This is a genomic window from Rugamonas rivuli (assembly GCF_009380165.1).
Taxonomy (GTDB): domain Bacteria; phylum Pseudomonadota; class Gammaproteobacteria; order Burkholderiales; family Burkholderiaceae_D; genus Rugamonas; species Rugamonas rivuli.
Genome location: NZ_WHUF01000002.1, coordinates 1,017,032 through 1,039,496, shown reverse-complemented (window position 1 = coordinate 1,039,496; position 22,465 = coordinate 1,017,032). Strand labels below are relative to the sequence as shown.

Here is a 22,465-nt window from a genome sequence, read left to right as displayed (position 1 = left end):
AATCGTTTAAAACGTGAAGCCGTTTGCAGAAGATCTAATACCCGCTAAAAACAGGGGGTACAGTGTAAGGCTTGCCATACCATGGTTTTTACTCATGCCCCTCCCTGACCAACTCACCATGCCGCTGGCCCGCATCGAAAGCCGCATCCTGCTCATCCGCGGTCAGAAAGTCATGATCGACATTGACTTGGCCGAGCTGTATGGTGTGCCAACTAAGCGTCTCAACGAACAGGTCAAGCGCAACCAGGAGCGCTTTCCTGCCGACTTCATGTTCCAGCTCACGGCTACCGAAAAGCAGGAGGTGGTCGCAAATTGCGACCACCTCGCCAAATTGAAATTTTCAAAGTCGTTACCGTATGCCTTCACCGAACATGGAGCCATCCAGGCAGCCAATGTGCTCGCATCGCCGCAGGCAATCGAAACGGGCGTCTACGTGGTGCGGGTCTTCGTACATCTGCGTGAGCTGGTGACGTCGAATAAGGAACTGGCGCTTCGACTGGATGAACTGGAGAACAAGACCGACCTGATGTCGCTCAAGCAGGACGCCTTTGAACACAACACCCGCGTTCAACTCAAGCAGATCATCGACACGCTGCGCGAACTGATGACGCCTCCGCCGACGGTGCCCAAGCGCCCCATCGGCTTCGTAACGCCCGACGACAGGCCGGCAAAGGGGAAGAAATAGATCCTCCCATCACCGATCACTGCCCCCGGAAACGCTGAATCGCCGCATCCACCATGCCTTCCGCGCTGCCGCTGCGGTCGAACTGCTGGCGCAGGTAGTGGGCGTCGCTGCCCTCGTGCGTGACCTGCATCAGATGCTGCAAGCCCGCCGTGCCGCCCAGCGCCGCGCCGTGCGGCTCCATCTTGCGCAGCGTGGTCAGGATGTCCTCGCGCAGCGACAGGCTCTCGTAGGTCTTCGGATGCACCAGCGTGCCATCCAGGCCGAAGCGGCAGGCCTGGAAGCGGTTGTAGTTGTAGACCAGATAGTCATCCTCGGCCGGCGCCTCTTCGCGCCGCTCCAGCAGGTAGCGGCACAGCGCCTGCAGATACACGGCCAGCGCCGCCGCCCGCTCCACCGTCAGCGGCGTGTCGCACACGCGCAGTTCGATGGTGCCGAACTCCGGCTTCGGCCGGATATCCCAGTAAAAGTCCTTCATGCTCTTGATGACGCCGGTGTGCTCCATCTTCGAGAAATACTCGTGCTCGAAGGTCGACCAACGCTGCATGAACGGCGCCCGTCCGCTCATCGGGAAAGCAAACACGGAGTTCAAGCGCGCCGAGTTGAACAGCGTGTCATTCCCCTGCACATACGGCGACGAGGACGACAGCGCGATAAAGTGCGGCACGTAGCGGCTCAGCGAATGCAGCAGGAACAGCGCATCGTCGCCCGAGGCGCAGCCGATGTGCACGTGCTGGCCGAAAATCGTAAACTGTTTAGCCAGATATCCATACAGCTCCGACACTTCCTTGAAGCGCGGCTTGGAAAAGATGCGGCGGTCCGACCACTTCTGGAACGGATGCGTGCCGCCGCCGCAGATGCCGATGTTGAGCTGCTCGCCGGCCTGCACCAGCGTGTCGCGTATCACCTGCAGCTGCGACACCAGCTCGCTGTGGTTGGTGTGCACATCGCTGTTAATCTCGATCATGCTCTCGGTGATTTCCGGCGTGACGTTGCCGGGGAAAGGCTTGCGGCTCAACAGGTGCAGCAGGTCCGGACTGGAGGCCGTCAGGTCGAAGTCCGACAGGCTGACCAGTTGCAGCTCCAGCTCCACGCCCATGGTGAGCGGCTGCGATGATTTGAATGGTTCCAATGGCATGTTAGTGCTCCTCTTTAGCCGGGGTTTCGTTGGCCCAGATCAGCGCCCGCTGGGTGACGATGGGGCCCACCACTTCCAACAACAACGTCATCGCCGCCAGCGCGGCCAGTTCATCGACCAGCACGATACCCATGTATTTAGTCTGTTCCAGCAGCAGCGTGACGAACACCGACATCGGCGACAGCGCGATCCCGGTCAGCAAACCCTTGCGCCACGAGATGCCGCCGGCGTGCGAGAACGCGGCGACGGTGGCGGCCTTGACGACGAAGCGCGCCAGCAGCAGCACCACGCCCAGGCCCAGTCCAGCCACCACGCGCTCCCATTCCAGCGTGGACACGGCGAACACGAACAGCAGCACCGTCAGCAGTTCGCCGATGCCGCCGAAGTTGCGCTCGGTGCGGCTGAAGGCGACGCGGCTGTGGCGCGCGGCCAGGCCGAAGGTCAGCGTCGCCAGCACCGGCGAGACGTCGAAGGCGCGCGCCATCGCCACCAGCAGGATCACGCCCAGCGCAAAGGCGATGGTGCCGTCCTGCCCGATCGCGCCCAGGCGCCGCAGCACGGCCGGCACGATGAAGCCCAGCACGGCGCCCATGGCGGCCGACACCAGCAACTCGATCAGGCTGTGCGATATCGCCTGCGTCAGGCTGCCGGAAGTCTGGAACACCCAGAAGCCGACCACCACCTTGAACACAAACACCGCCAGCACGCAGTTGATGGCGACCAGATGCAGCACGCGCTCGGTCACTTGGCCCGAGCTGTCTTCCTCGTTGATCACGCGCAGCACGCCGGCCGGCGAGGTCGACATGGCCAGCGAGGCCAGCAGCAGCGAGGTCAAGGACGGCATGCCGGTCAGATGGGAAATCAGGTAGACCACGCCGAAGGTGGCGGCCGATTCGGCCAGGCCGCTGACGGCGATCCAGGGATTGATGCGCAACCAGTTCAGGTTGATGCGATAACCAAATTCAAACAGTATCAGTCCGAAGGCCAGATTGGCCAACATGGTCACATTGCTCGATGCGCCACTGCTCAGCGCGGCCGGCAAGGCCTGCGCCATAAAAAAACCTACCAGACCGTAGACGCTGATGCGCGGCAAACGGGTCCAGCGGTGCATGAGTTCTCCCGACAGCCAGGCCAATGCAATTGCCAAGGGCCAGCCTAGTTCGGTCATGATGACCTGAATATCCGGCATGTACTTCTCCTTTTTAAAGATACTTGTACAATTCTGAACACTTACGGCAATTCTCACCGTGCGCTAAGGAACATATAGGATCAACATGCTTGAATTAATCAGTGAACATGCCTGCTACGGCGGCGTACAGCGCTTTTATCGCCACGATGCGCGCGAGATCGGCCTGCCGATGCGCTTTTCCGTTTTCATCCCGGTGCAGGCCGCCGACGGCCCCGTGCCGGCGCTGTTCTACCTCGCCGGCCTCACCTGCAATGAAGAGACTTTCATGATCAAGGCCGGCGCCCAGCGCGCCGCCGCCGAAGCGGGCCTGATGCTGATCGCGCCGGACACCAGCCCGCGCGGCGCCAACATCGCAGGCGAAGCGGACAGCTGGGATTTCGGCGTCGGCGCCGGCTTCTATCTCGACGCGACGCAAGAACCCTGGGCCAGGCACTACCGCATGTACAGCTACATCCACGAACTGCGCGAGCTGGTGGTCAAGGAACTGCCGGTGGACGCCGAACGCATCGGCATCTTCGGCCACTCGATGGGCGGCCACGGCGCACTGACGATGGCGCTGAAGCGGCCGGACGTGTTCCGCTCCGTGTCCGCCTTCGCACCCATCGCGGCGCCGTCGATGTGCCCTTGGGGTAAGAAGGCCTTCAGCGGCTACCTCGGCGACGACACCAGCAGCTGGGAACAGTACGACGCCAGCCTGCTAATGGCGCGCCTGCAGACGCCCTTCCCGGCCGGCATCCTGATCGACCAGGGCCTGGGCGATAAATTCCTGGCCGAGCAGCTGTATCCCGAGGTGTTCGAAGCGGCCTGCCGCAGCGCGGCGCAGCCGCTGGAACTGCGGCGGCATGCGCGCTACGACCACGGCTACTACTTCATCAGCACCTTCATGGAAGACCACATCCGCTTCCATGCGCGCTGCCTGGCGGCGCTGTAACTTGCGCCGTCATTTGATCTAGAGCTTGATTTCCGTGCCCAGCCGCTGAAGGAACTGGCCCAGCCACGCAGGGTGTGCGGGCCAGGCTGGCGCGGTGACGAAGTTGCCGTCGGTGACAGCCTGGTCAACGGGAATGTCGGCATAGCTGGCGCCGGCCAGCTTGACTTCCGGCGAGCAGGCCGGATAGGCCGAGATGGTCTTGCCGCGGATGACGTCGGCGGCCGCCAGCAGTTGCGCGCCGTGGCAAACGGCGGCGATAGGTTTCGACGCGGCGGCGAACTGCTGCACGATTTCAATCACGCGCGGATTGAGCCGCAGGTATTCCGGTGCGCGGCCGCCGGCGATCATCAGCGCATCGTACTTGGCCACGTCGACGTCGTCGAAGTTGGCGTTCAGCGCGAACAGGTGGCCTGGCTTTTCCGTGTAGGTCTGGTCGCCTTCGAAATCATGAATGGCGGTCTTGATGGTCTCGCCGGCACGCTTGTCGGGGCACACCGCGTGCACCGTGTGGCCCACCATCTGCAGCGCCTGGAACGGCACCATGGTTTCGTAATCCTCTGCAAAGTCGCCCGTCAGAAACAGAATTTTCTTAGCTGCCACGGTATATCCTTTCGAGAAATGAAAACAAAAAAAGGGCCGCGACGTTGTCGTCGCGGCCCTTCGATACTACCCTTGTTTGGCTTGTCGTGCTTACACGCCGGCCTTGCCCAGCACGGTACGAATGGTGCCCGCCAGATCCTCGGCCGAGAACTTGGCCACGTAAGCATCCGCGCCCACGCCCTTGACGTGATCTTCGTTGGTCTTGCCCGACAACGAGGAATGGATCACGACAGGAATCTTGGAGAAGCGTGCATCCTGCTTGACCAGGCGGGTCAGCGTGAAGCCGTCCATCTCCGGCATTTCCAGGTCGGTCAGGATCATGGCGACGCGATCGGTGATCGGCACGCCTTCGGCCTTGGCGCCGTCGGAAATGTGCTGCAGGCGATCCCACGCTTCCTTGCCGGACTTGGTCATGATGAAGTGCGCCCCCATCGCTTCCAGGCCCTTCTCGATCAGGTTGCGCGCGACCACGGAATCGTCCGCCGCCAGGATGACCGCGCCCGGCTTGAGGATGACTTTCGGGCCGATGGTTTCAGGATCGACGTCCTTGCCTTCGGACGGCACCAGCTCGCGCAGGATGGTTTCCACGTCCAGCACCTGGGCCAGGCGGGTGTTCTGCACGTCGCCGTCGACGCGGGCGATACTGGTGACTTTGCCGCCGGCGGTGCCTTCGGCGGTCAGCACCTGGCTCCAGTCCAGGCGCACGATTTCATCCACCGATTCCACGGCGAAGGCTTGGGTGGTGCGGGCGAACTCCGTCACCAACATGATATTCAGACCGGTTTTTGGGGTCACACCGACGATGCCTGGCAAATCCAGCACCGTGATGATTTGTCCGCGCAGATTGACGACGCCCAGCATATGTGGCGGGGATCCGGCCACTGCGGTTACTTCCGGCATCGCGACAATTTCGCGGATTTTGAAGACGTTAATACCGAACAACTCGGAATGTTCACCGTTGGCGTCTGCGCCAAGGCGGAACAGTAGCAGTTCGAATTTATTGGAGTTGGTCAGATTGCTGCGCTCATCAACTTCCTGTTGAACTGATTTCATAGATTTCGTCTCCGTCGGTGTTAGCTCCGTAGGAAGTATAACGTTTGCAACTGCCCTCGTCACATTTTGAAAGAAGAGATATTGATTTGCAGCACGATATACAACGGTTGGCGCGGGGACGGACGTAAAAAAAGGAAGCCCTCAGGCTTCCTTTTAATGTGCTACTGAATTCTGGAGCGGGAGAAGAGTCTCGAACTCTCGACCTCAACCTTGGCAAGGTTGCGCTCTACCAACTGAGCTACTCCCGCAGAAGACGAAATTATGACAGAAAGATTTCAACTTTACTAGTGCCCTGACTCAACTTTTTAGAAAACCATCGATGGTGTAAGCTTGGTAGCGTTTTGCAATGAGTATCGTATCGATAATAAGGGATAGGGAATGGATTCAATCGAAGTCGTGCTGGTGATGCTGCTGGCGGTGGTGGCCAGCGCCTACCTCACCCGCCTGCTGCCGCGCGCGGTGCCGCTGCCGCTGGTGCAGATCGCGCTCGGTGCGCTGATCGCCGCCAAGTCCACGCGCGGCGTGGACCTGGAGCCGGACCTGTTCTTCCTCGTGTTCCTGCCGCCGCTGCTGTTCCTCGACGGCTGGCGCATCCCCAAGAGCGGCCTGCTGCGCGACAAGGGCACCATCCTGGAGCTGGCCCTGGGCCTGGTGGTGTTCACCGTGCTGGGCGCCGGCCTGCTGATCCACTGGCTGATTCCGGCCATGCCATTGCCGGTGGCCTTCGCGCTGGCTGCCATCATCTCGCCGACCGATCCGATCGCCGTCAGCTCCATCGCCGCCACCACGCCGATTCCGAAACGGCTGATGCACATCCTGGAAGGCGAATCGCTGCTGAACGACGCATCCGGCCTGGTGTGCTTCCGCTTCGCCGTGGCCGCCGCGATGACCGGCGCCTTCTCCGTCAGCACCGCCGGCCTCACCTTCGTCTGGCTGGTGGTGGCCGGCATAGGCGCCGGCGTCGGCGTGACGATGCTGGTGACGTGGGCGCAGCGCTGGCTGACCTGCCGCTTCGGCGAACCGGTCGGCTCGCCCATCCTGGTCAACCTGCTGCTGCCGTTCGGCGCCTACCTGGTGGCTGAGCGCATGCACGCCTCCGGCATTCTGGCGGCGGTGGCGGCCGGCATCACCATGAGCTACGTGGAGCTGAACGGCCATGCGCTGGCCAACACCCGCATCCAGCGTTCGGCCGTGTGGGACACGGTGCAGTTCGCGCTGAACGGCATCATGTTCGTGCTGTTGGGCGAACAGTTGCCCGACATCTTCCGCGGCGCCAGCGCCACCATCGAAGAGAGCGGCCACCTGAATCCGTGGTGGCTGGCGGTGTATGCGGTGGCGATCAACGTCGGCCTGCTGATGCTGCGCATGCTGTGGGTATGGGCGTCGCTGCGGCTGACCATCTTCAAGCAGAAGATACGCCATCAGCCGCGCATGAAGATCAATCCGCGCCTGCTGCTGGCGACCACGCTGGCCGGCGCGCGCGGCGCCATCACGCTGGCCGGCGTGCTGACGCTGCCGCTGGCGATGCCGGACGGCTCGCCCTTCCCTGCGCGCTCGCTGACCATCTTCCTGGCTTGCTCGGTGATCCTGGTATCGCTGCTGGTCGCCAGCCTGGGCCTGCCGCGCCTGCTGGCGGGCATGACCTTCCCGCCCGAGCCGGAAGAGCAGCGCGAAGAAGACCTGGCGCGGCGCGCGGCGGCCAACGCCGCCATCGTCGCCATCGAGCACACGCAGGTGGTGCTGATGGAGGCGGAATCGTGCGTCGATCCGGAGGCGTATCCGCAGGCGGCGGCGCGGGTGATCGCCTTCTACGAGCACAAGCTGAAAGAAGTCGATCCCGAGAACGACGCGGCCTGGCGCAAGACCGACCACGCCGAGAAGGAACTGCGGCTGGCGGCGCTGGACGCCGAGCGCACCACCATCTACGACCTGGCGCGGCACGACCGCATCTCCGACGACATCTCGCGCAAGCTGGTGCGGGAGATCGACCTGATGGAAGCGCGCTATCGGTAATTGAGCAGGGTGTCGGTAGGCAGCGGCACAGTCATTGTGGTAAGGGTGAGCGCGATGAGTTGACGTATCAATAAGAATCAGCAATCATCTGGGCCATGTTTAAAAAACGCTCACACATCGCGCTCGCCATTGCCTGGGTTTTATTCTGGCTGCTGATGAACATCACCGCCGTGCAGGACCATCTGCATGACGGGAATCACGACATCTGGAAGCCGATCCTGTGGGAGACATCGTCCGCGGTGACGGCCACGCTGCTGCTGCTGGCGCAGCGCTACTTCACCAGCAAGTACGACGCCCTGGTGGTACAACCACTGCGCTGGTTCGGGCTTCAGCTGTTATGCCTGCCGGTGTATTGGGCCGCGTTCGTGCCGGTCGCCTTCGGCATCCGCCACACTGTCTACGCCATGGCCGGCCAGGTCTACCGCCACACGCCATGGCCCGAGACCTTCCTCTACGAAGACATCAAGATCACGGTATTCTTTAGCATCTTCACCGCCATCACCTTCGGCGTGTTGTCATACCACGCCATGCAGGACGAGAAGCTGCGCGCCGAACGCATGAACAATTCGCTGCGCGAAGCGCAACTGCTGCGGCTCACCCAGCAGATGCAGCCACACTTCCTGTTCAACGCCCTGAACACCATCTCCTCGCTGATGCACAGCGACGTCGCGCGCGCCGACGCAATGCTGATCCAACTGGCCGACGTGCTGCGCGCAACGCTGGACGTCAGCGAGCAGCACCAAGTCACGCTGGAGATGGAGCTGCGCCTGCTGCGCGGCTATGCAGCCCTGATGAGCGAACGCTTCTCCGACCGCGTGCGCATCGACTGGCACATCGACGACGCCCTGCTCGACTGCCAGGTGCCGGTGATGAGCATGCAGCCGCTGCTGGAGAACATTTTCAAGCACACCGTCGAACGCCGCCGCCAGGCCACCGCCATCACCATCTCGGTCAGCCGCGACCGGGGCGTCATGCTGCTGCGGCTGGAGGACGACGGCGGCACGCTGACAAACAGCGCCACACCAAGCCCCACAAGCGGCAACGGCATCGGCGTGCGCAATCTGCGCGAACGGCTGGCGGCGCTGTATGGCGCCGGCGCCTCCTTCGACCTGATCCAGCTATCGCCCGCCGGTGTGCGGGCAGAAATGCGATTGCCATGCGCGTCCTGATCGTCGACGACGAGCGCCCTGCCCGCGACAAGATGCGCCGCCTGCTGGAGCAGGAGGCCGACATCACCGCCATCGACGAAGCTCGCGACGGCATCGACGCGCTGGAGCGCCTGCCCGCCTTCGCGCCCGACCTGCTGCTGCTCGATATCCAGATGCCCGAGATCACCGGCCTGGACGTCGCCGCCTCGCTGCCCGCGCCGGCGCCGCTGGTGGTGTTCGTCACCGCCTACGACGAATACGCGATCCGCGCCTTCGACGCCAACGCCATCGATTACCTGCTTAAACCTTACGACCAGCAGCGTCTGCAACGCGCCCTCCAGCGCGTGCGCGAACGTCTCGCGCAGCAGCGCGCAGCCGCCCTGACCGTTCCATCCATGCCATTGAACCTCAACGAAGAAACCATCTCCGCACCACCCGCTCCGCAGCCCGCGCTGCCCGCCATCCGCCAGTTGCTGATCCCCGAACGCGGCGGCACCCGCATCGTCCGGGTCGAGCAGATCCAATGGATAGAAACCGCCGACAACTACGTCGTGCTGCACACCGACGACGGCCAGCCGCTGATGCGCCAGACGCTGGCCGGCCTGGTGGACAAGCTGGGCCCACGCTTCCAGCGCTGCCACCGCCGCGCCGCCGTGCAGCTGGACTGGGTCGCCAGCGTGCAGCACCTCGACAAGGGCGACGGCGAACTGGTGCTGCGCAGCGGCGCCCGCGTGCCCTGCTCGCGCCAGTACCGCGCCGAAGTGATGGACCGCCTGCAAGCCACGGCTAGCCGTGCGCCGGAACAGCCGCCATCCTGCTAGCCTCTTTCAGCAAGGGCCAGCCTGCGCCCGGACAGCAGGCGTCGTCGTCAACCAAGATCAGGAGACCACCATGCACAGCATCCAGAAGATCACCCCCTTCCTGTGGTTCTCGGGCCGCGCCGAGGAGGCCGCCGAGTACTACGTCGGCATTTTCCGCAACTCCCGCATCTGCCAGGTCATACGCTATACCGAGGCAGGCCAGGAGCAGCACCGGCAGCCGCCAGGCAGCGCCATGACCGTCGCCCTGAAACTGGACGGCCAGGACTTCACGCTGCTGAACGGCGGGCCGATCTTCCAGTTCACGCCGGCGATCTCCTTCGTGGTCAACTGCGAGAGCCAGGAAGAAATCGATTACTTCTGGGAGCGTCTGTCCGCAGGCGGCGCGCCGGAGGCGCGGCAATGCGGCTGGCTGGCCGACAAATTCGGCCTGTCGTGGCAAATCGTGCCGACGGCGCTGCCGACGATGCTGCAGGACGCCGACGCCGAAAAGGCCGGCCGCGTCATGTCGGCCCTGATGGGCATGAAAAAGATCGACCTCGGCGAGCTAAAAAAGGCCTACGCCGGCCAATAGCTTGTGTGGCCAACCGGCCCGCCCCTCCGGCATCCCGTTTCGCCCCATCGCGCTGGACGCGGGCCATGGGGCGAATCTAGACTGGCTCCATTAAAACAAGGAGCCAGCCATGCCACAGAACGACCATCAGCGCCTGTACTTTCTCGACTGGATACGCATCTTCGCCTTCTTCGTCCTGATCTTCTACCACACCGGCATGTACTACGTGAGCTGGGGCTGGCACGTCAAGAGTCCCGATGCCAGCACCGCCATCGAGCCGCTGATGCTGCTGTCGTCGCCGTGGCGCCTTGGCCTGCTGTTCATGATCTCCGGCGTCGCCACCGCCTTCATGCTGAAGAAAATCCGCGTCGGCGCCCTGCTCAAGCAGCGCAGCTGGCGCCTGCTGGTGCCGCTGGTGTTCGGCATGCTGGTGATCGTGCCGCCGCAGTCGTATTTTGAAGTGATCGAAAAGCTCAACTACGCCGGCAGCTACGCAGACTTCATGCGCCTGTATGTCAGCGGCTACCACGGCTTCTGCAAGGAAGGCAGCTGCCTCGACCTGCCGACCTGGAACCATCTGTGGTTCGTGGTCTACCTGTGGGCCTACACGCTGCTGATCGGCGCCGTCGCCGCACTGGCCGGCGCCGCGCGTTTGAAGTCGTGGTCCGATGCGCTGGGCCGCCGCCTGACCGGCTGGAAGATCATCGCGCTGCCGGTGCTGGCGCTGTACGCTGCCCGCTACGCGCTGGTCGAATACTTCCCCGAGACCCACGCGCTGGTCAACGACTGGTACAACCACGCCCACTACCTGATCCTGTTCGGCCTGGGCGTGATGCTGGCTTTGCAAAGCGGCTTCTGGGCCAATGTGGACCAGCTGCGCTGGACCAGCCTGGGACTGTGGCTGTTCAGCTGGGCCGTGATGGTGTGCCTGCACACGATGCCCGAGCCGATGGGCGACCTGCCCGTCATCACGCAACTGAAACCGCTGCTGCGCCTGATCTTCTGCGTCGGCCAATGGGCGCCCATCGCCGCCATCTGCGGCTTCGGCCACCGCCACCTGAACTTCGACAGCGCCAAGCGCCGCTACCTGACGGAGGCCGTGTTCCCGGTCTACATCCTGCACCAGACGCTGATCGTCTGCATGGCGCACTGGCTCAAGCCGGTGAAGATGGCACCGGGTACCGAAGGCGCGGTGCTGGTCGTGCTGACCTTCGCCCTCAGCTTCGGCATCTTTGAAGTGGTGCGCCGCGTCGCCGTGCTGCGCCCACTGTTCGGACTCGGTCGCGCTACTTCACAAAAGCCAGCGTATGTACCGCAGCGCCAGGCAGCAGCGGCGTCTCACGCCCAGTAACCCAATCGTTGCGGCCATCGAGGAAGTACGGCGACAAGGGATGGCCGCTTTGCCCGCCCGGCATGTTGAAGACACCCTGCTCCTCATGGCCCGGCGACACCGTCAAGCGTTCCGACTGGCCGAAGCCCGGTCCCGACACGCGCGGCATGTGCTGGTCGCCGGGCAGCATGTCCGGCGCCACTTTCAGGTACTTGCCCAGCACCGGAATCACGGACGCAAACGGATGCGCGCTGGCCGCCGTGTTGCGCTGGCCCCAGGTGGCGGCGGCCAGCGGCTTGCCATCCTTGGTCAGGTCCGCGACCACGCGGTCCAGCGCCGCCAGCTGCAAGGCCTGCCAGCTGGCGTACTGCGACGGCAGCCAGCCGGCCGGCTGCTGATCCAGCACGCGCGCCACCACCACCGGCCAGCGCGACGTCACGGCCGCCATATTGGCCTTGGAGTCGACCTTCGCCATCTCCTCGTTGGCGCTTTCGAAGAGGATGTCGTACAGCGCGTACATATAGGCGCGCGCGATGCGGTAGCCCACCGAGTCCACGCTGGCCTTGCCGGTCCAGCTGTCCTTCAGCAGCTTGAGCGCCTCGGCGCGTTGCGGATGGCCTTCCAGCGCCTTGGCGTCCAGCGCGGCGATGGCGCGCTCGCGCCATGGGGCCAGGAACACGGCGCGGTCGTCGAGCGTGATGGCGTAGACTTTCTTCACATCGGTCTTCGCGCCCAGCGCGGTCAGATCGTCTCGCACCTGATGCGTACGCGCGCCGAGGTCGAAGCCGCCGTCGCCCAGCAGCTCCGAGCCGGCGTTGGCCAGTTGGCGGCTGTTGGCGGTGGCCAGCTGGCCGCCCGCCGGGTTGACCACTTTCGGATATTCCTCCGGCTTCAGCCAGCCGGTCCACACGCCGGCCTGGTCGTCCGGCGCCAGCGGATAGGTGGCCGCAACGCCGGCCGGCGCGCGGCGCGGCAGCGCCCCGGCGATGGTCCAGCCGATGTTGCCCTTGTCGTCACCGCCGACAAAATTCTGCGCCGGGATGCCCATCGTCGGCGCGATCGCCATCGCTTGCTCCAGCGTGTCGGCGAACTCCAGGTTTTTGGCGTTGACGTTGACCGCCGCCGCCGTGTGCGCAACCCAGTGGATGGCGTAGCTGCGGCCCATCGCTTCGCGTATGGGACCCAGGCTGGTCTCGCGCACCGCCAGTTTCGCGGCCGGTTCGCCTTTGATTAATATCGTTTCCTCGTGCAGCACCGGGGTCTCCCAACCGGCTTGCGTGCGCACCTGGCCAGGCTTGGCCGCGTCGGTGTCGAGCGCGATCAGGTCCATGTAGTCGCCGTAGCTGTTGGTGAAGCCCCAGGCCACGTGGCCGTTACTGCCGACCACCACCACCGGCGCGCCCGGCAGCGTGACGCCAACCACGCGGCGCTGCCCGCCTTTCCCGTCGGGGAACTGCAAGGCGGCGCGGTACCAGATCGCCGGCAGCTGGATGCCGAGGTGCATATCGTCCGATACAATGGCGGCGCCGGTGTCGCTGCGCGCACCCGCCACGGCCCAGTTGTTGCTGCCCACGGTGTTGAGGAATTCGGCCGCCGCCACTTTGGGATCGGTGTGCGCTGCGCCGCCATCCGCTTTCGGCTTGCCCCACCATGCGGGCGGCGCGGCAGGAATCGCGATGTCCGCCGCCGCCACCGATTGCGCATCGAGCGGCGCATCCCACGGCGTGGACTCCGGCGCCAGGAAAGCACGCTGCTCTTCGCTTGCGTGGTCGCGGAACCAGCCGCGCGCCAGCTCGCGCGGCTCCTGGCTGCCCTGCAGATCGAAGTACATGGCCCAGATCACCAGCAGCGAATCGGCCGGCGCCCAGGCGCGCGGCGGCATGCCGATCAAGGTGTATTCGAAGGGCTTGGCGCTTAGCTTGTCCAGGCCCGCGTTGACGCCTTCCACATAGCGGCCCAGCAGCGCGCGGTCGGCAGCTGGCATGGCTTTCAGCGCCAGCTCGGCGCGGGCGCGGAAGCGGTGCAGGCGGTGGGATTTATCGAGCGGCAGCGCGCGTGCGCCGAACAGCTCCGACAGTTCGCCGGCCGACACGCGGCGCAGCAGGTCCATCTGGAAGTAGCGCTCCTGCGCGTGCACGAAGCCGGTGGCATAGGCCACATCGAGCCGGCTGCCGCCGCTGATCAGCGGCACGCCGTGTTCGTCGCGCGCCACCGTGGCGCCGCTCTCCAGCCCCGCCGTCTTCAGCGTGCCGTCCAGCTGCGCCAGACTGCCGCGCAAATACAGCCAGGCCGCCGCGATAGCCAGCAAAATCAACACCACCAATCCGATTACGACACGCTTGGACCACACCGCCAGCCTGTTCTTTTGCATAGCTTCCCCATGTTTGATTAACTTGCCATGTTGGGAATAGTGCCAGAGAACCGGCCGCGCAGGCAATCAAGTGCTTGATGATATGGAGGCGGTCAGAGATCCAGCTCCCAGGTTTCGTTGACCATCTGTTGGCCGAATGCGAACACCGGTTCTTCCGCCACCAGCACATAGCCCTTGCCGAGGTAGATCTGGCGGGCTTCCTTCTGCTGGTCGGTGGTCCACAGGCGCATCTTGCGGTAGCCGGCGGCGCGGGCGAATCGGTGGCACTCGTCCACCAGCCGCGAACCGAGGCCGTAGCCGCGCGCCGGCGCGTCCACCAGCAGCAACCGCAGCTTGCCCACGCCCTCCTCGCCGCTGCGCGCCAGCGCGATCGAGCCGACCGGCTGGCCCGCCATCTCGGCGATCCAGCACTGCTCCAGCGCCGGATCGAAATGGCGTTCGAAGTCGGCGCAGATCTCGCCGACCAGCGTTTCGAAGCTGTCGTCCCAGCCCTGCTCCGACGTGTACAGCGCGCCGTGGCGGCGCGTGATCCACGCCATGTCGCCGGCGCGGTGCGGGCGCAGCACGAAAGGCTGGGCGTATTTGAGACCACTGCTTTCGTCCAGCAGCTGCTGGATGGTCTGCATCGCATCGAGCATGCGCAGCTGGTCGGACTCGCCAAAGCGGGCCAGCAGATCGCCGACCTCCTCGCGCGAGCGGCGGTCCAGCGGCTCGTAGACGGCGCGGCCGCGCGCCGTCATGTGCAGCAGTTTGGTGCGGCCATCGGTGGCGGACGGCACGCGGGAGACCAGCCCGGCGCTCTCGAACTTGGCCAGGATGCGGCTCAGATAACCCCGGTCCAGCCCCAGGTCGCGGCCCAGTACTGCGGCCGGCTGGTCGCCGTGGTGCGCCAGTTCGTACAGCACGCGCATCTCGGTCAGCGTGTATTCGCTGTGCAGCAGGCCTTCGCGCAGCACGCCGATCTGGCGCGTGAAGAAGCGGTTGAAGGAACGGACCGCCGCAACGCGGTCATCGGCAACGGGAACAGGCATACGCACTCCGGCAAAAAATCCATTCGCCGATTTTGCGACACATTGTTGACTGAGTCAACAATAAATTCCGCCGTCGCCGCCGCAACGGTGCTACAGTCGTCACACACCGACTTCGCGACCGTGACGCCTATGCTAGCTGCCCCGATCCCCGACAACGATGCCGAACGCCTGGCGGCGCTGCGCGAATTGCTGATACTGGACACGCCGCCGGAGCAGCGTTACGACAAGGTGGTGCAGTTCGCCGCCGAGGAATTCGATATGCCGATCGCGCTGCTGTCGCTGATCGACGAGAACCGCCAGTGGTTCAAGGCCAACGTGGGCCTGGACGTCTGCGAGACCGCGCGCGACATCTCCTTCTGCGGCCACGCGATCCTGCAATCCGATATCTTCGTCATCCCCGACGCCCGCGCCGACGCGCGCTTTGCCGACAACCCCATCGTCACCGGCGAGCCTTACGTGATTTTTTACGCCGGAGCGCCGCTGCGCATGCCGTCCGGTTTCACCATCGGCACGCTGTGCATCATCGACCACAAGCCGCGCACGCTGGACGCCACCGAACTGGCGATCCTGGGCACGCTGCGCGACCTGCTGCTGGAAGAACTCAACGGATCTTCGGAGGCCGCGCATGCCTGACAAAGCGATCAAAAGCCTGAACATGCTGCTGGTGGAAGAGCAAACGCTGTTGCGCCGTACAGTCTCGCTGACCGCGCGTTCGCTGGGCATGGGCACCATTCATGAAGCGGCCAGCATGGAGACGGCCGAGCGCCTGCTGCGGGAACGCAGTTTTCACGGCGCGGTGATTTCCATCGACTGCGGCACGATACCCGGCTGCGAATACAACCTGACCCTGCTCGACCGCGTACGCCACGGCATGTACGCCAGCGACAGCACCATCCCCATCGCGGTGATGGCGGAACACGCCACGGCGGAACTGCTGCAGGATCTGCGCGAACGCAACGTCAACCGCGTGATCCTCAAGCCCTTCCGCGCCAAGGTGCTGCTGGACGCCTTCGCCAGCTTCGAGCAGGCGCCGAAGGCCTAGTACATCTCCTTCGCCACTTCGCGCACGATCTTCAGCAGCAGGCTGGCGCCAGGCGACATGATGTGGCCATCCACCGTGATAATGCCGTAGCCGTCCATGCGGCACGGCAGTTCTATCGGCAGGATGTTGAGCACATTCTGCGACTCGTAATATTTGGCGACGGCGACCGGCATCACGTTGAGCGCGTCCGTCTGCTGCAACAGCGGTTTAATCAGCAGCACGGCGGTGGTGTCCACCACGTTGGACGGCACTTCAAGGCCGGCGCGGCGGAACATCAACTCGCAGCGGGCGCGCAGGATGCTGCCTTGCGACGGCAAGATCCACGGCTGGCTGGCGATGTCGCGCAGCGACAGGTTGCGCACCTTCAGCAGCGGATGGCCGGGCCGCACCACCGCGCACGCCGGCTCGTCGCCCAGCTCCTCGTAGCTCAAGCCCTCCGCGCTCTGGCGCTCGGGGATGCGGCCGATCATGAAGTCCAGACGCCCGCGCTGCAACTGCTCCAGCAGGATGTTGGACTGCTCCATCTCCACACCGATGCGCAGCTTGGGCGCCTGCAGCTTGGTGCGCGTGATCGCCTGCGGCAGCAGCGCTATCCCCGGCGTCATGATGGTGCCGATGTCCACCTGCCCGGACAGGCCGGCCTTGATGGCGACGATATCCTCGTGCGCCAGCGAGAGGCTGGTCAGCGCCATGCGGGCGTGGCGTATCATCGTCTCGCCGTAGATGGTCGGCTCCATGCCGCGCGGCAGACGGTCGAACAGCTGCACGCCCAGCATCTCCTCCAGATCCTTCAGCTGCTTGGAGGCGGCCGGCTGCGTCATGTGCAGCTCTTCCGAGGCACGGTGGATGTTGCGTTGTTCGTCGAGCGCGATCAGCAGCAGCAGCTGGCGCGTCTTCAGACGCGCACGCAAGAACCAGTTCGGGTTAGTTTCCATAGAAAAATGATATCACAATCGGTATTAATCTTGGTGGCATACCGACTGTTGCGATATCACTTGCATGTGGCGGAAGGATTGGCGGCAGGGCCTTCCTTGGTTTGCTTGATGAACGGGATGGTGCCGTCGGCGTTGTACTGGAACTCCTCCACCGCGACCGAACGGCGGTACTCGCTGCCGCCCGGCAGTTTGGCGTTGTGGTAGAAGATGTAGGACTTGCCGTTGAAGTCGATGATGGCCTGGTGGATGGTCTTGACCTTGGCGTTCTTCGACATGATCACGCCGCGATAGCGCCATGGGCCGGTCGCGCTTGGGCCGGTCATGTACGCCGTCTCTTCCGGGAAATTGCGGGAATAGGATAAATAGTATGTACCGTTATGCTTGTGCAGGTAGGATGCCTCGGTGAACATGTCCATGCCGACGGTCTGGATCGGGCCGTCGAATTCGATCATGTTCGGTTTCAGCTTCGCGTACTTCAGCACCGTGTTGCCCCAGTAGAGATAGGCCTGGCCGTCGTCGTCCTGGAACACGGCGGGGTCGATGTCGTCCCACGCTATCGGCGATTGCAGGGTCATGTCGTTCGTCACCAGCGCCGAACCGCGCGCATCGACGAAGGGGCCGGTCGGGCTGTCGGAGACGGCGACGCCGATGGCGTGGCCGGGAATGGTCGCGTGATCGACCGTCGAATAGAAGTAGTACTTGCCATCGCGCTTGGTGATGTCGGCGGCCCAGGCGTGGCCTCGCGCCCACTTGAAGGTGGAGGCCTGCACCGGCGAGCCGCGGTCGGTCCAGTTCTTCATGTCGCAGCTGGTGTAGACGCGCCATTCGTTGAGCACATAGTCCGGGCTCTTGGGCGTGGCTTCGTCATGGCCGACGTAGAGATAGATGGTGCCGTTTTCCACGTAGGCCGATGGATCGGCCGTGAACAGTTTGGTGAACAGCGGATTGGCCGCCTGCGCGGCACCCATCGCCAGGCCTGCCAGCGCGACGGCGGCGAATGTAGTCAGTTTGTTTTTCAAAGCTCTCTCCGGTTATTTTTTATGTTTTGCGCCCAGCGCCCAACGCCATGAGCCGCTGCACCACGCAGAAGACGAACAGCAGGCCGCCGATCACGATCTTGGTCCACCACGAACTGAGGGTGCCGTCGAAGGCGATCAATGTCTGTATGGTGCCCAGCACCAGCACGCCGGACAGCGAGCCGGCCACATAGCCGTAGCCGCCGCTGAGCAGCGTGCCGCCAATGACCACCGCCGCTATCGCATCCAGCTCCGTCCCTTGCGCATGCAGGCCGTAGCCGGACAACATGTAGAACGAGAACAGCACGCCGGCCAGCGCGGCGCAGAAGCCGCTGAAGGCGTAGATCAGCACCTTGGTGCGCCCTACCCTCAGGCCCATCATCAGCGCCGACTGTTCGCTGCCGCCGACCGCGTAGATGGCGCGGCCGAACGGCGTGCAGTGGGCGACGTAGATGGCGGCGGCCAGCGTCAGCAAGGCGATCAGCGCGCCGGGCGAGATGAAGCCGCCCAGTATCGGCAACTGCGTCTGCGACATGGCGACGTACAGCGGATCGTCGATGGTGATCGAGTTAATGCTGATCAGGTAGCACAGACCGCGCGCCAGGAACATGCCGGCCAGCGTGACGATGAACGGTTGCAGCTTGAAGTAATGGATCATCGCGCCCATGGCCGCGCCGAAGCCCGCACCCAGCGCCAGCGCGATGACTATCACCAGCAGCGGCGGCAAGTGCCAGCTTTGCAGCAGCCACGCGGAGACCATCGTCGTCAGCGCCAGCACCGAGCCTACCGACAGGTCGATGCCGCCGGACAGGATCACGAAACTCATGCCGACCGCGATCACCAGCAGGAAGGCGTTATCGATCAGCAGATTGAACAGCACCTGCAAGGACAGGAAGCCAGGATAGGCAACGCCGCCAGCAGCCAGCAAAACGGCCAGCAGCAGCACCGTCACCAGCGATGTGAAGTACGGCGACGCCATCCAAGCCCGCCCGCGAAGTATCATGCCGCTCATGCCGCGCCACCTTGTTTTTTGGCGCGCAAGGCACGCCACATGTTCTTGAATTCCGCCGACTGCGACAGGCAGACCAGGAAGACCACCACGGACTTGACGACCATGTTGACTTCCGGCGGCAGGCCGAGGGAGTAGATGGTGTAGGTCAGCGTCTGGATAATCAACGCGCCGATGACGCTGCCCGCCAGGCTGAATTTTCCGCCGGCCAGCGAGGTGCCGCCCAGCGTGACGGCGAGGATGGCGTCCAGTTCCAGCAGCAGGCCGGCGTTGTTGGCGTCCGCGCTCTTGATGTTCGCGCTGATCATCAGCCCCGCCAGGCCGGCGCAGGCGCTGCAGAATACGTAGACGAAGAAGATCAGCACCGCCGTCTTCAGGCCGGCCAGCCGCGCCGCGACCGGATTGATGCCGACCGCCTGGATGAACAGGCCCAGCGCCGTCTTGCGCATCAACAGCGCGGTAGCCAGGAACACGGCGCCGACGATGTAGAGCGAGAACGGCAGGCCGAAAAGATAGCCGCTACCGAGGAAGAAGAACGGCTTGTAATAGACGGTGAGGATCTGGCCGTCGGTGAACAGTTGGGCCAGGCCGCGCCCCGCCACCATCAGGATCAGCGTGGCGACGATGGGTTGCAGCCCGAGGCCCGCGACCAGCACGCCGTTCCAGGCCCCGCACAGCAGCGCCGCGCCCATCGCTGCGCACAAGGCCAATGCCAGCGGCGTGTCGGCGGCGGAGGCGCCGCCGATGAGCATCGCAGCGACGGTGCCGCTGATGGCGACCACCGCGCCGACCGAGATGTCGATGCCGCGCGTGGCGATCACCAGCGTCATGCCGAGGGCCGCCAACACCAGCGGCGCGGCGCGGTTGGCGATGTCGATCAGGCTGCCGTACAGGTGGCCGTCCTTGATCTCAAGGTGGAAGAAGCCGGGGACAAGCAGCAGGTCCACCAACAGCAGCAGGACCAGCGCCGCCAGCGGACGGAATAAGGGATGGCGCACAAGCATGGATAAAGTCGAAGTAGTGGCGGTGGCAGTGGCGGCGACGCTGGCTGTGGCCGTGCGGTTGCCGGAGCCACGGGATGCGGCAATGTCGTTCATCGGGCTATTCATGGCCGTCTCCTGCGGCGATCACTTGCAGCACCGAGGTTTCGTCCAGCGCGCCGCGCGGATACTCGCCGCCGGCCTTGCGATCGCGCATGACGACGATACGGTCGCTCACGCGCAGCACCTCCGGCAGCTCGGACGAGATGAACAGGATCGCCATCCCCTTGCGGCACAGGGCTGTTACATAATCCATGATCTCCTGCTTGGCGCGCACGTCGATGCCGCGCGTCGGTTCGTCCAGGATCAGCATTTTCGGCTCGGTGGCCATCCAGCGCGCCAGCAGCACCTTCTGCTGATTGCCGCCGGAGAGCGTGCCGATAGGCGTCTCGATGCTGGCCGTCTTGATGCCCAGCGCTTTGACGTATTCCTCAGCCAACTGCTGCTGGCGTTTGAGCGGAATCGCGCGCAGGATGCCGGTGCGTGCTTGCAGCGCAAGGATCAGGTTCTCGCGCACCGACAGCTCCAGCACCGCGCCCTCATGCTTGCGGTCTTCGGAGCAGAAGCCGATGCCGGCGGCGATGGCGTCGCGCGGCGAAGCGAAGTTGCACTCCTTGCCGTCGATGACCATGCTGCCGCTGTCCGCGCGGTCGGCGCCGAACAGCAGGCGCGCAGCCTCGGTGCGGCCGGAGCCCAGCAGGCCGGCCAGGCCTAGCAACTCGCCTTGCCGCAGCTCGATATCCATCGGAGACAGCGCGCCCTTGCGGCCAAGGCCAACAGCGCGCAGGAAGGTCGTGAGTTTCGACGGTGCGGACGGCGCAACGGCAGCAGCTGGTGACGGCGTCGCAGCCTGCGTCTGCGCTGCCGCCCCCACCATCTTGTTCACCAACTCAAGCCGCGACAGCTCGCTGCACGCATACTCGCCCTCGCGCTCACCATTGCGCATGACGGTGATGCGATCCGAAATCGCGTAGGTCTGGTCCAGGAAGTGCGTCACAAACAATATCGCCATGCCCTGCTCGCGCAGCCCGCGCAGGACGCTGAACAGCAGCTCAACCTCCTTCTCATCGAGACTGGAAGTCGGCTCATCGAGTATCAGCACCTTGGCCGACACCAGCAACGACCGCGATATCGCCACCATTTGCTGTATCGCCAGCGGATAGCGCGCCAGCGGCAGCGACACATCGATCCGTATCTGCATCCGCTCCAGCAGCTCTGTCGCCTGCCGCTGCATGCCAGCCCAGTCGATGCCGCCGCGCTTGCGCGGATAACGGCCGATGAAGATATTCTCCGCCACCGACAGATTCGGACAAAGATTCACTTCCTGATAAACGGTGCTGATGCCCAGGTTCTGCGCATCCAGCGTGGACGAAGACTGTATCGCCCGCCCGTCCAGCAGAATCTGTCCCTGGTCCGGCGCGTACACACCCGTCAGCACCTTGATCAGCGTCGACTTGCCGGCGCCGTTCTGCCCCATCAGCGTGTGCACCTCGCCCGGATACAGGTTCAGCGCAACGCCGCTCAAAGCCTGCACACCCGGGAAAGCCTTGCTGATACCGCGCAGCTCCAGCACCGGCGCGGAAGATAAGATAGCCATCGGATCAGTATTTACGGTTCGGGAATTCCTTGGCCGCGACTTCGGCCGGGAACACGCCCTCTTGCGTGACAACGCGCTTGGGCACCGGCTTGTTCGCCACCACATCGCGCGCCAGCTGCATCAGCTGAGGGCCCAGCAGCGGGCTGCACTCCACCGTCACGTTCAGCTTCCCGGCGATCATCGCCTCGAAAGCCCCCTTGACGCCGTCGATGGAGATCACCACGATGTCCTTGCCCGGCTTCATACCGGCTTCCTCGATCGCCTGGATCGCGCCGATCGCCATGTCGTCATTGTGCGCATACAGCACGTTGATCTTCTTGCCCTCGGCATTCAGGAAGGCTTCCATCACCTCCTTGCCCTTGGCGCGGGTGAAGTCGCCGGTCTGCGAGCGGATCACCTTCAGCTTCGGATTGCCGGCGATGACTTCCTCGAAGCCCTTCTTGCGATCCAGCGCGGGCGCCGAACCGACTGTGCCTTGCAGCTCAACGATATTGATAACGGTATCGGGCGTCTTCTTCGCGCGCTCCAGCAGCCAGCGGCCGGCGCGGCGGCCTTCTTCCACGAAGTCCGAGCCGATGAAGGTCGCGAACAGCGAAGGATCGCTGACGTTGACGGCGCGGTCGGTCAGGATGACGGGGATCTTCGCGGCCTTGGCTTCGCGCAGCACCGTGTCCCAGCCCGATTCCACCACCGGCGAAAACGCGATCACGTCCACGCGCTGGGCGATGAAGGAACGGATTGCCTTGACCTGGTTCTCCTGCTTCTGCTGGGCGTCCGCGAACTTGAGGGTGATGCCGTCCTTTTTGGCGGCGTCCTTGATCGAGACAGTGTTCGCTGTGCGCCACTCGCTTTCGGCGCCGACCTGCGAGAACCCGATCACCAGCGGCTTGGCCGCGAAGACCGGGGTGTTGAAGGCAAAGGCGGCCAGGAATGCGGCGGCCAGTACGGTTCTGCGATTGCATGTCATAG

General features: G+C 64.1%; 21 protein-coding genes and 1 tRNA gene. 9 read left to right on the top strand and 13 right to left on the bottom strand.

Annotated elements, in window-relative coordinates; translation table 11 throughout:
• Nucleotides 1–94: 94 nt before the first annotated feature.
• Nucleotides 95–685, top strand: coding sequence for an ORF6N domain-containing protein (locus tag GEV01_RS09870; protein ID WP_235914294.1), 591 nt, complete (start codon nt 95–97; stop codon nt 683–685).
• Nucleotides 686–701: 16 nt separating this feature from the next.
• Here GEV01_RS09870 and GEV01_RS09865 read toward each other — a convergent pair whose 3' ends face one another.
• Both GEV01_RS09865 and GEV01_RS09860 read right to left on the bottom strand, forming a co-directional pair.
• Nucleotides 702–1,820, bottom strand: coding sequence for a YbdK family carboxylate-amine ligase (locus GEV01_RS09865; RefSeq protein WP_152803785.1), 1,119 nt, complete (start codon nt 1,818–1,820; stop codon nt 702–704).
• 1 nt (nt 1,821) lies between these two features.
• Nucleotides 1,822–3,009: a cation:proton antiporter gene (locus tag GEV01_RS09860; protein ID WP_152803783.1), complete on the bottom strand. Its 1,188-nt coding sequence runs from the start codon at nt 3,007–3,009 to the stop codon at nt 1,822–1,824.
• An 85-nt stretch (nt 3,010–3,094) separates the two neighbouring features.
• Between GEV01_RS09860 and fghA the strand changes: the two genes are divergently transcribed.
• On the top strand, nt 3,095–3,940 hold the full coding sequence (gene fghA, locus GEV01_RS09855; RefSeq protein WP_152803781.1) for an S-formylglutathione hydrolase: 846 nt from the start codon (nt 3,095–3,097) through the stop codon (nt 3,938–3,940).
• A gap of 18 nt (nt 3,941–3,958) precedes the next feature.
• Here fghA and GEV01_RS09850 read toward each other — a convergent pair whose 3' ends face one another.
• The 3 genes from GEV01_RS09850 to GEV01_RS09840 form a co-directional block, all read right to left on the bottom strand.
• Entirely contained in the window at nt 3,959–4,540 is a 582-nt protein-coding gene (locus GEV01_RS09850; protein WP_328595472.1) for a DJ-1/PfpI family protein, read from the bottom strand.
• Nucleotides 4,541–4,630: 90 nt separating this feature from the next.
• A complete protein-coding gene (locus tag GEV01_RS09845) occupies nt 4,631–5,593 on the bottom strand; it encodes a chemotaxis protein (RefSeq protein WP_008449653.1) in 963 nt (320 codons plus the stop codon).
• 172 nt (nt 5,594–5,765) lie between these two features.
• Nucleotides 5,766–5,841: transfer RNA gene (locus tag GEV01_RS09840), tRNA-Gly, on the bottom strand.
• 130 nt (nt 5,842–5,971) lie between these two features.
• Between GEV01_RS09840 and GEV01_RS09835 the strand changes: the two genes are divergently transcribed.
• The 5 genes from GEV01_RS09835 to GEV01_RS09815 all read left to right on the top strand — a co-directional run bounded on the left by GEV01_RS09835 (nt 5,972) and on the right by GEV01_RS09815 (nt 11,476).
• On the top strand, nt 5,972–7,606 hold the full coding sequence (locus tag GEV01_RS09835) for a Na+/H+ antiporter (RefSeq protein ID WP_152803779.1): 1,635 nt from the start codon (nt 5,972–5,974) through the stop codon (nt 7,604–7,606).
• A 155-nt stretch (nt 7,607–7,761) separates the two neighbouring features.
• Nucleotides 7,762–8,775 (top strand): sensor histidine kinase, encoded by a 1,014-nt coding sequence (locus GEV01_RS09830; RefSeq protein WP_235914293.1) that lies wholly within the window; start codon nt 7,762–7,764, stop codon nt 8,773–8,775.
• Entirely contained in the window at nt 8,763–9,575 is an 813-nt protein-coding gene (locus GEV01_RS09825; protein WP_152803776.1) for a LytR/AlgR family response regulator transcription factor, read from the top strand. The genes GEV01_RS09830 and GEV01_RS09825 overlap by 13 nt, the downstream gene beginning before the upstream one ends.
• Before the next feature lie 70 nt (nt 9,576–9,645).
• On the top strand, nt 9,646–10,146 hold the full coding sequence (locus tag GEV01_RS09820; protein ID WP_152803774.1) for a VOC family protein: 501 nt from the start codon (nt 9,646–9,648) through the stop codon (nt 10,144–10,146).
• Between the two features lie 109 nt (nt 10,147–10,255).
• A complete protein-coding gene (locus GEV01_RS09815) occupies nt 10,256–11,476 on the top strand; it encodes an acyltransferase family protein (protein ID WP_152803773.1) in 1,221 nt (406 codons plus the stop codon).
• Here GEV01_RS09815 and GEV01_RS09810 read toward each other — a convergent pair.
• Both GEV01_RS09810 and GEV01_RS09805 read right to left on the bottom strand, forming a co-directional pair.
• Nucleotides 11,412–13,826 (bottom strand): penicillin acylase family protein, encoded by a 2,415-nt coding sequence (locus tag GEV01_RS09810; RefSeq protein ID WP_152803771.1) that lies wholly within the window; start codon nt 13,824–13,826, stop codon nt 11,412–11,414. The genes GEV01_RS09815 and GEV01_RS09810 overlap by 65 nt on opposite strands.
• A 92-nt stretch (nt 13,827–13,918) precedes the next feature.
• A complete protein-coding gene (locus GEV01_RS09805) occupies nt 13,919–14,857 on the bottom strand; it encodes a bifunctional helix-turn-helix transcriptional regulator/GNAT family N-acetyltransferase (protein WP_152803769.1) in 939 nt (312 codons plus the stop codon).
• 129 nt (nt 14,858–14,986) lie between these two features.
• Between GEV01_RS09805 and GEV01_RS09800 the strand changes: the two genes are divergently transcribed.
• Nucleotides 14,987–15,490 carry a GAF domain-containing protein gene (locus GEV01_RS09800; RefSeq protein ID WP_152803767.1) on the top strand — a complete coding sequence of 168 codons (504 nt, stop codon included), beginning with the start codon at nt 14,987–14,989 and terminating at the stop codon, nt 15,488–15,490.
• Complete coding sequence (locus tag GEV01_RS09795) at nt 15,483–15,899, top strand: response regulator (RefSeq protein ID WP_152803765.1); 417 nt, start codon at nt 15,483–15,485, stop codon at nt 15,897–15,899. The genes GEV01_RS09800 and GEV01_RS09795 overlap by 8 nt, the downstream gene beginning before the upstream one ends.
• On the opposite strand, the gene GEV01_RS09790 is transcribed toward GEV01_RS09795, so the two are convergent.
• The 6 genes from GEV01_RS09790 to GEV01_RS09765 form a co-directional block, all read right to left on the bottom strand.
• A complete protein-coding gene (locus tag GEV01_RS09790; protein ID WP_152803763.1) occupies nt 15,896–16,834 on the bottom strand; it encodes a LysR family transcriptional regulator in 939 nt (312 codons plus the stop codon). The two genes, GEV01_RS09795 and GEV01_RS09790, sit on opposite strands and share 4 nt — an antisense overlap.
• A gap of 56 nt (nt 16,835–16,890) precedes the next feature.
• Nucleotides 16,891–17,853 carry a glycoside hydrolase family 43 protein gene (locus GEV01_RS09785; protein ID WP_152803761.1) on the bottom strand — a complete coding sequence of 321 codons (963 nt, stop codon included), beginning with the start codon at nt 17,851–17,853 and terminating at the stop codon, nt 16,891–16,893.
• Between the two features lie 19 nt (nt 17,854–17,872).
• Complete coding sequence (gene yjfF, locus GEV01_RS09780) at nt 17,873–18,862, bottom strand: galactofuranose ABC transporter, permease protein YjfF (RefSeq protein WP_008449697.1); 990 nt, start codon at nt 18,860–18,862, stop codon at nt 17,873–17,875.
• Nucleotides 18,859–19,863, bottom strand: a complete 1,005-nt coding sequence (locus GEV01_RS09775) for an ABC transporter permease (RefSeq protein WP_152804056.1) — start codon at nt 19,861–19,863, stop codon at nt 18,859–18,861. Before GEV01_RS09775 ends, yjfF begins: the two co-directional genes overlap by 4 nt.
• 97 nt (nt 19,864–19,960) lie before the next feature.
• Nucleotides 19,961–21,496, bottom strand: a complete 1,536-nt coding sequence (locus GEV01_RS09770; RefSeq protein WP_152803759.1) for a sugar ABC transporter ATP-binding protein — start codon at nt 21,494–21,496, stop codon at nt 19,961–19,963.
• A gap of 4 nt (nt 21,497–21,500) precedes the next feature.
• On the bottom strand, nt 21,501–22,463 hold the full coding sequence (locus GEV01_RS09765; protein ID WP_152803757.1) for an ABC transporter substrate-binding protein: 963 nt from the start codon (nt 22,461–22,463) through the stop codon (nt 21,501–21,503).
• Between the last annotated feature and the right edge of the window lie 2 nt (nt 22,464–22,465).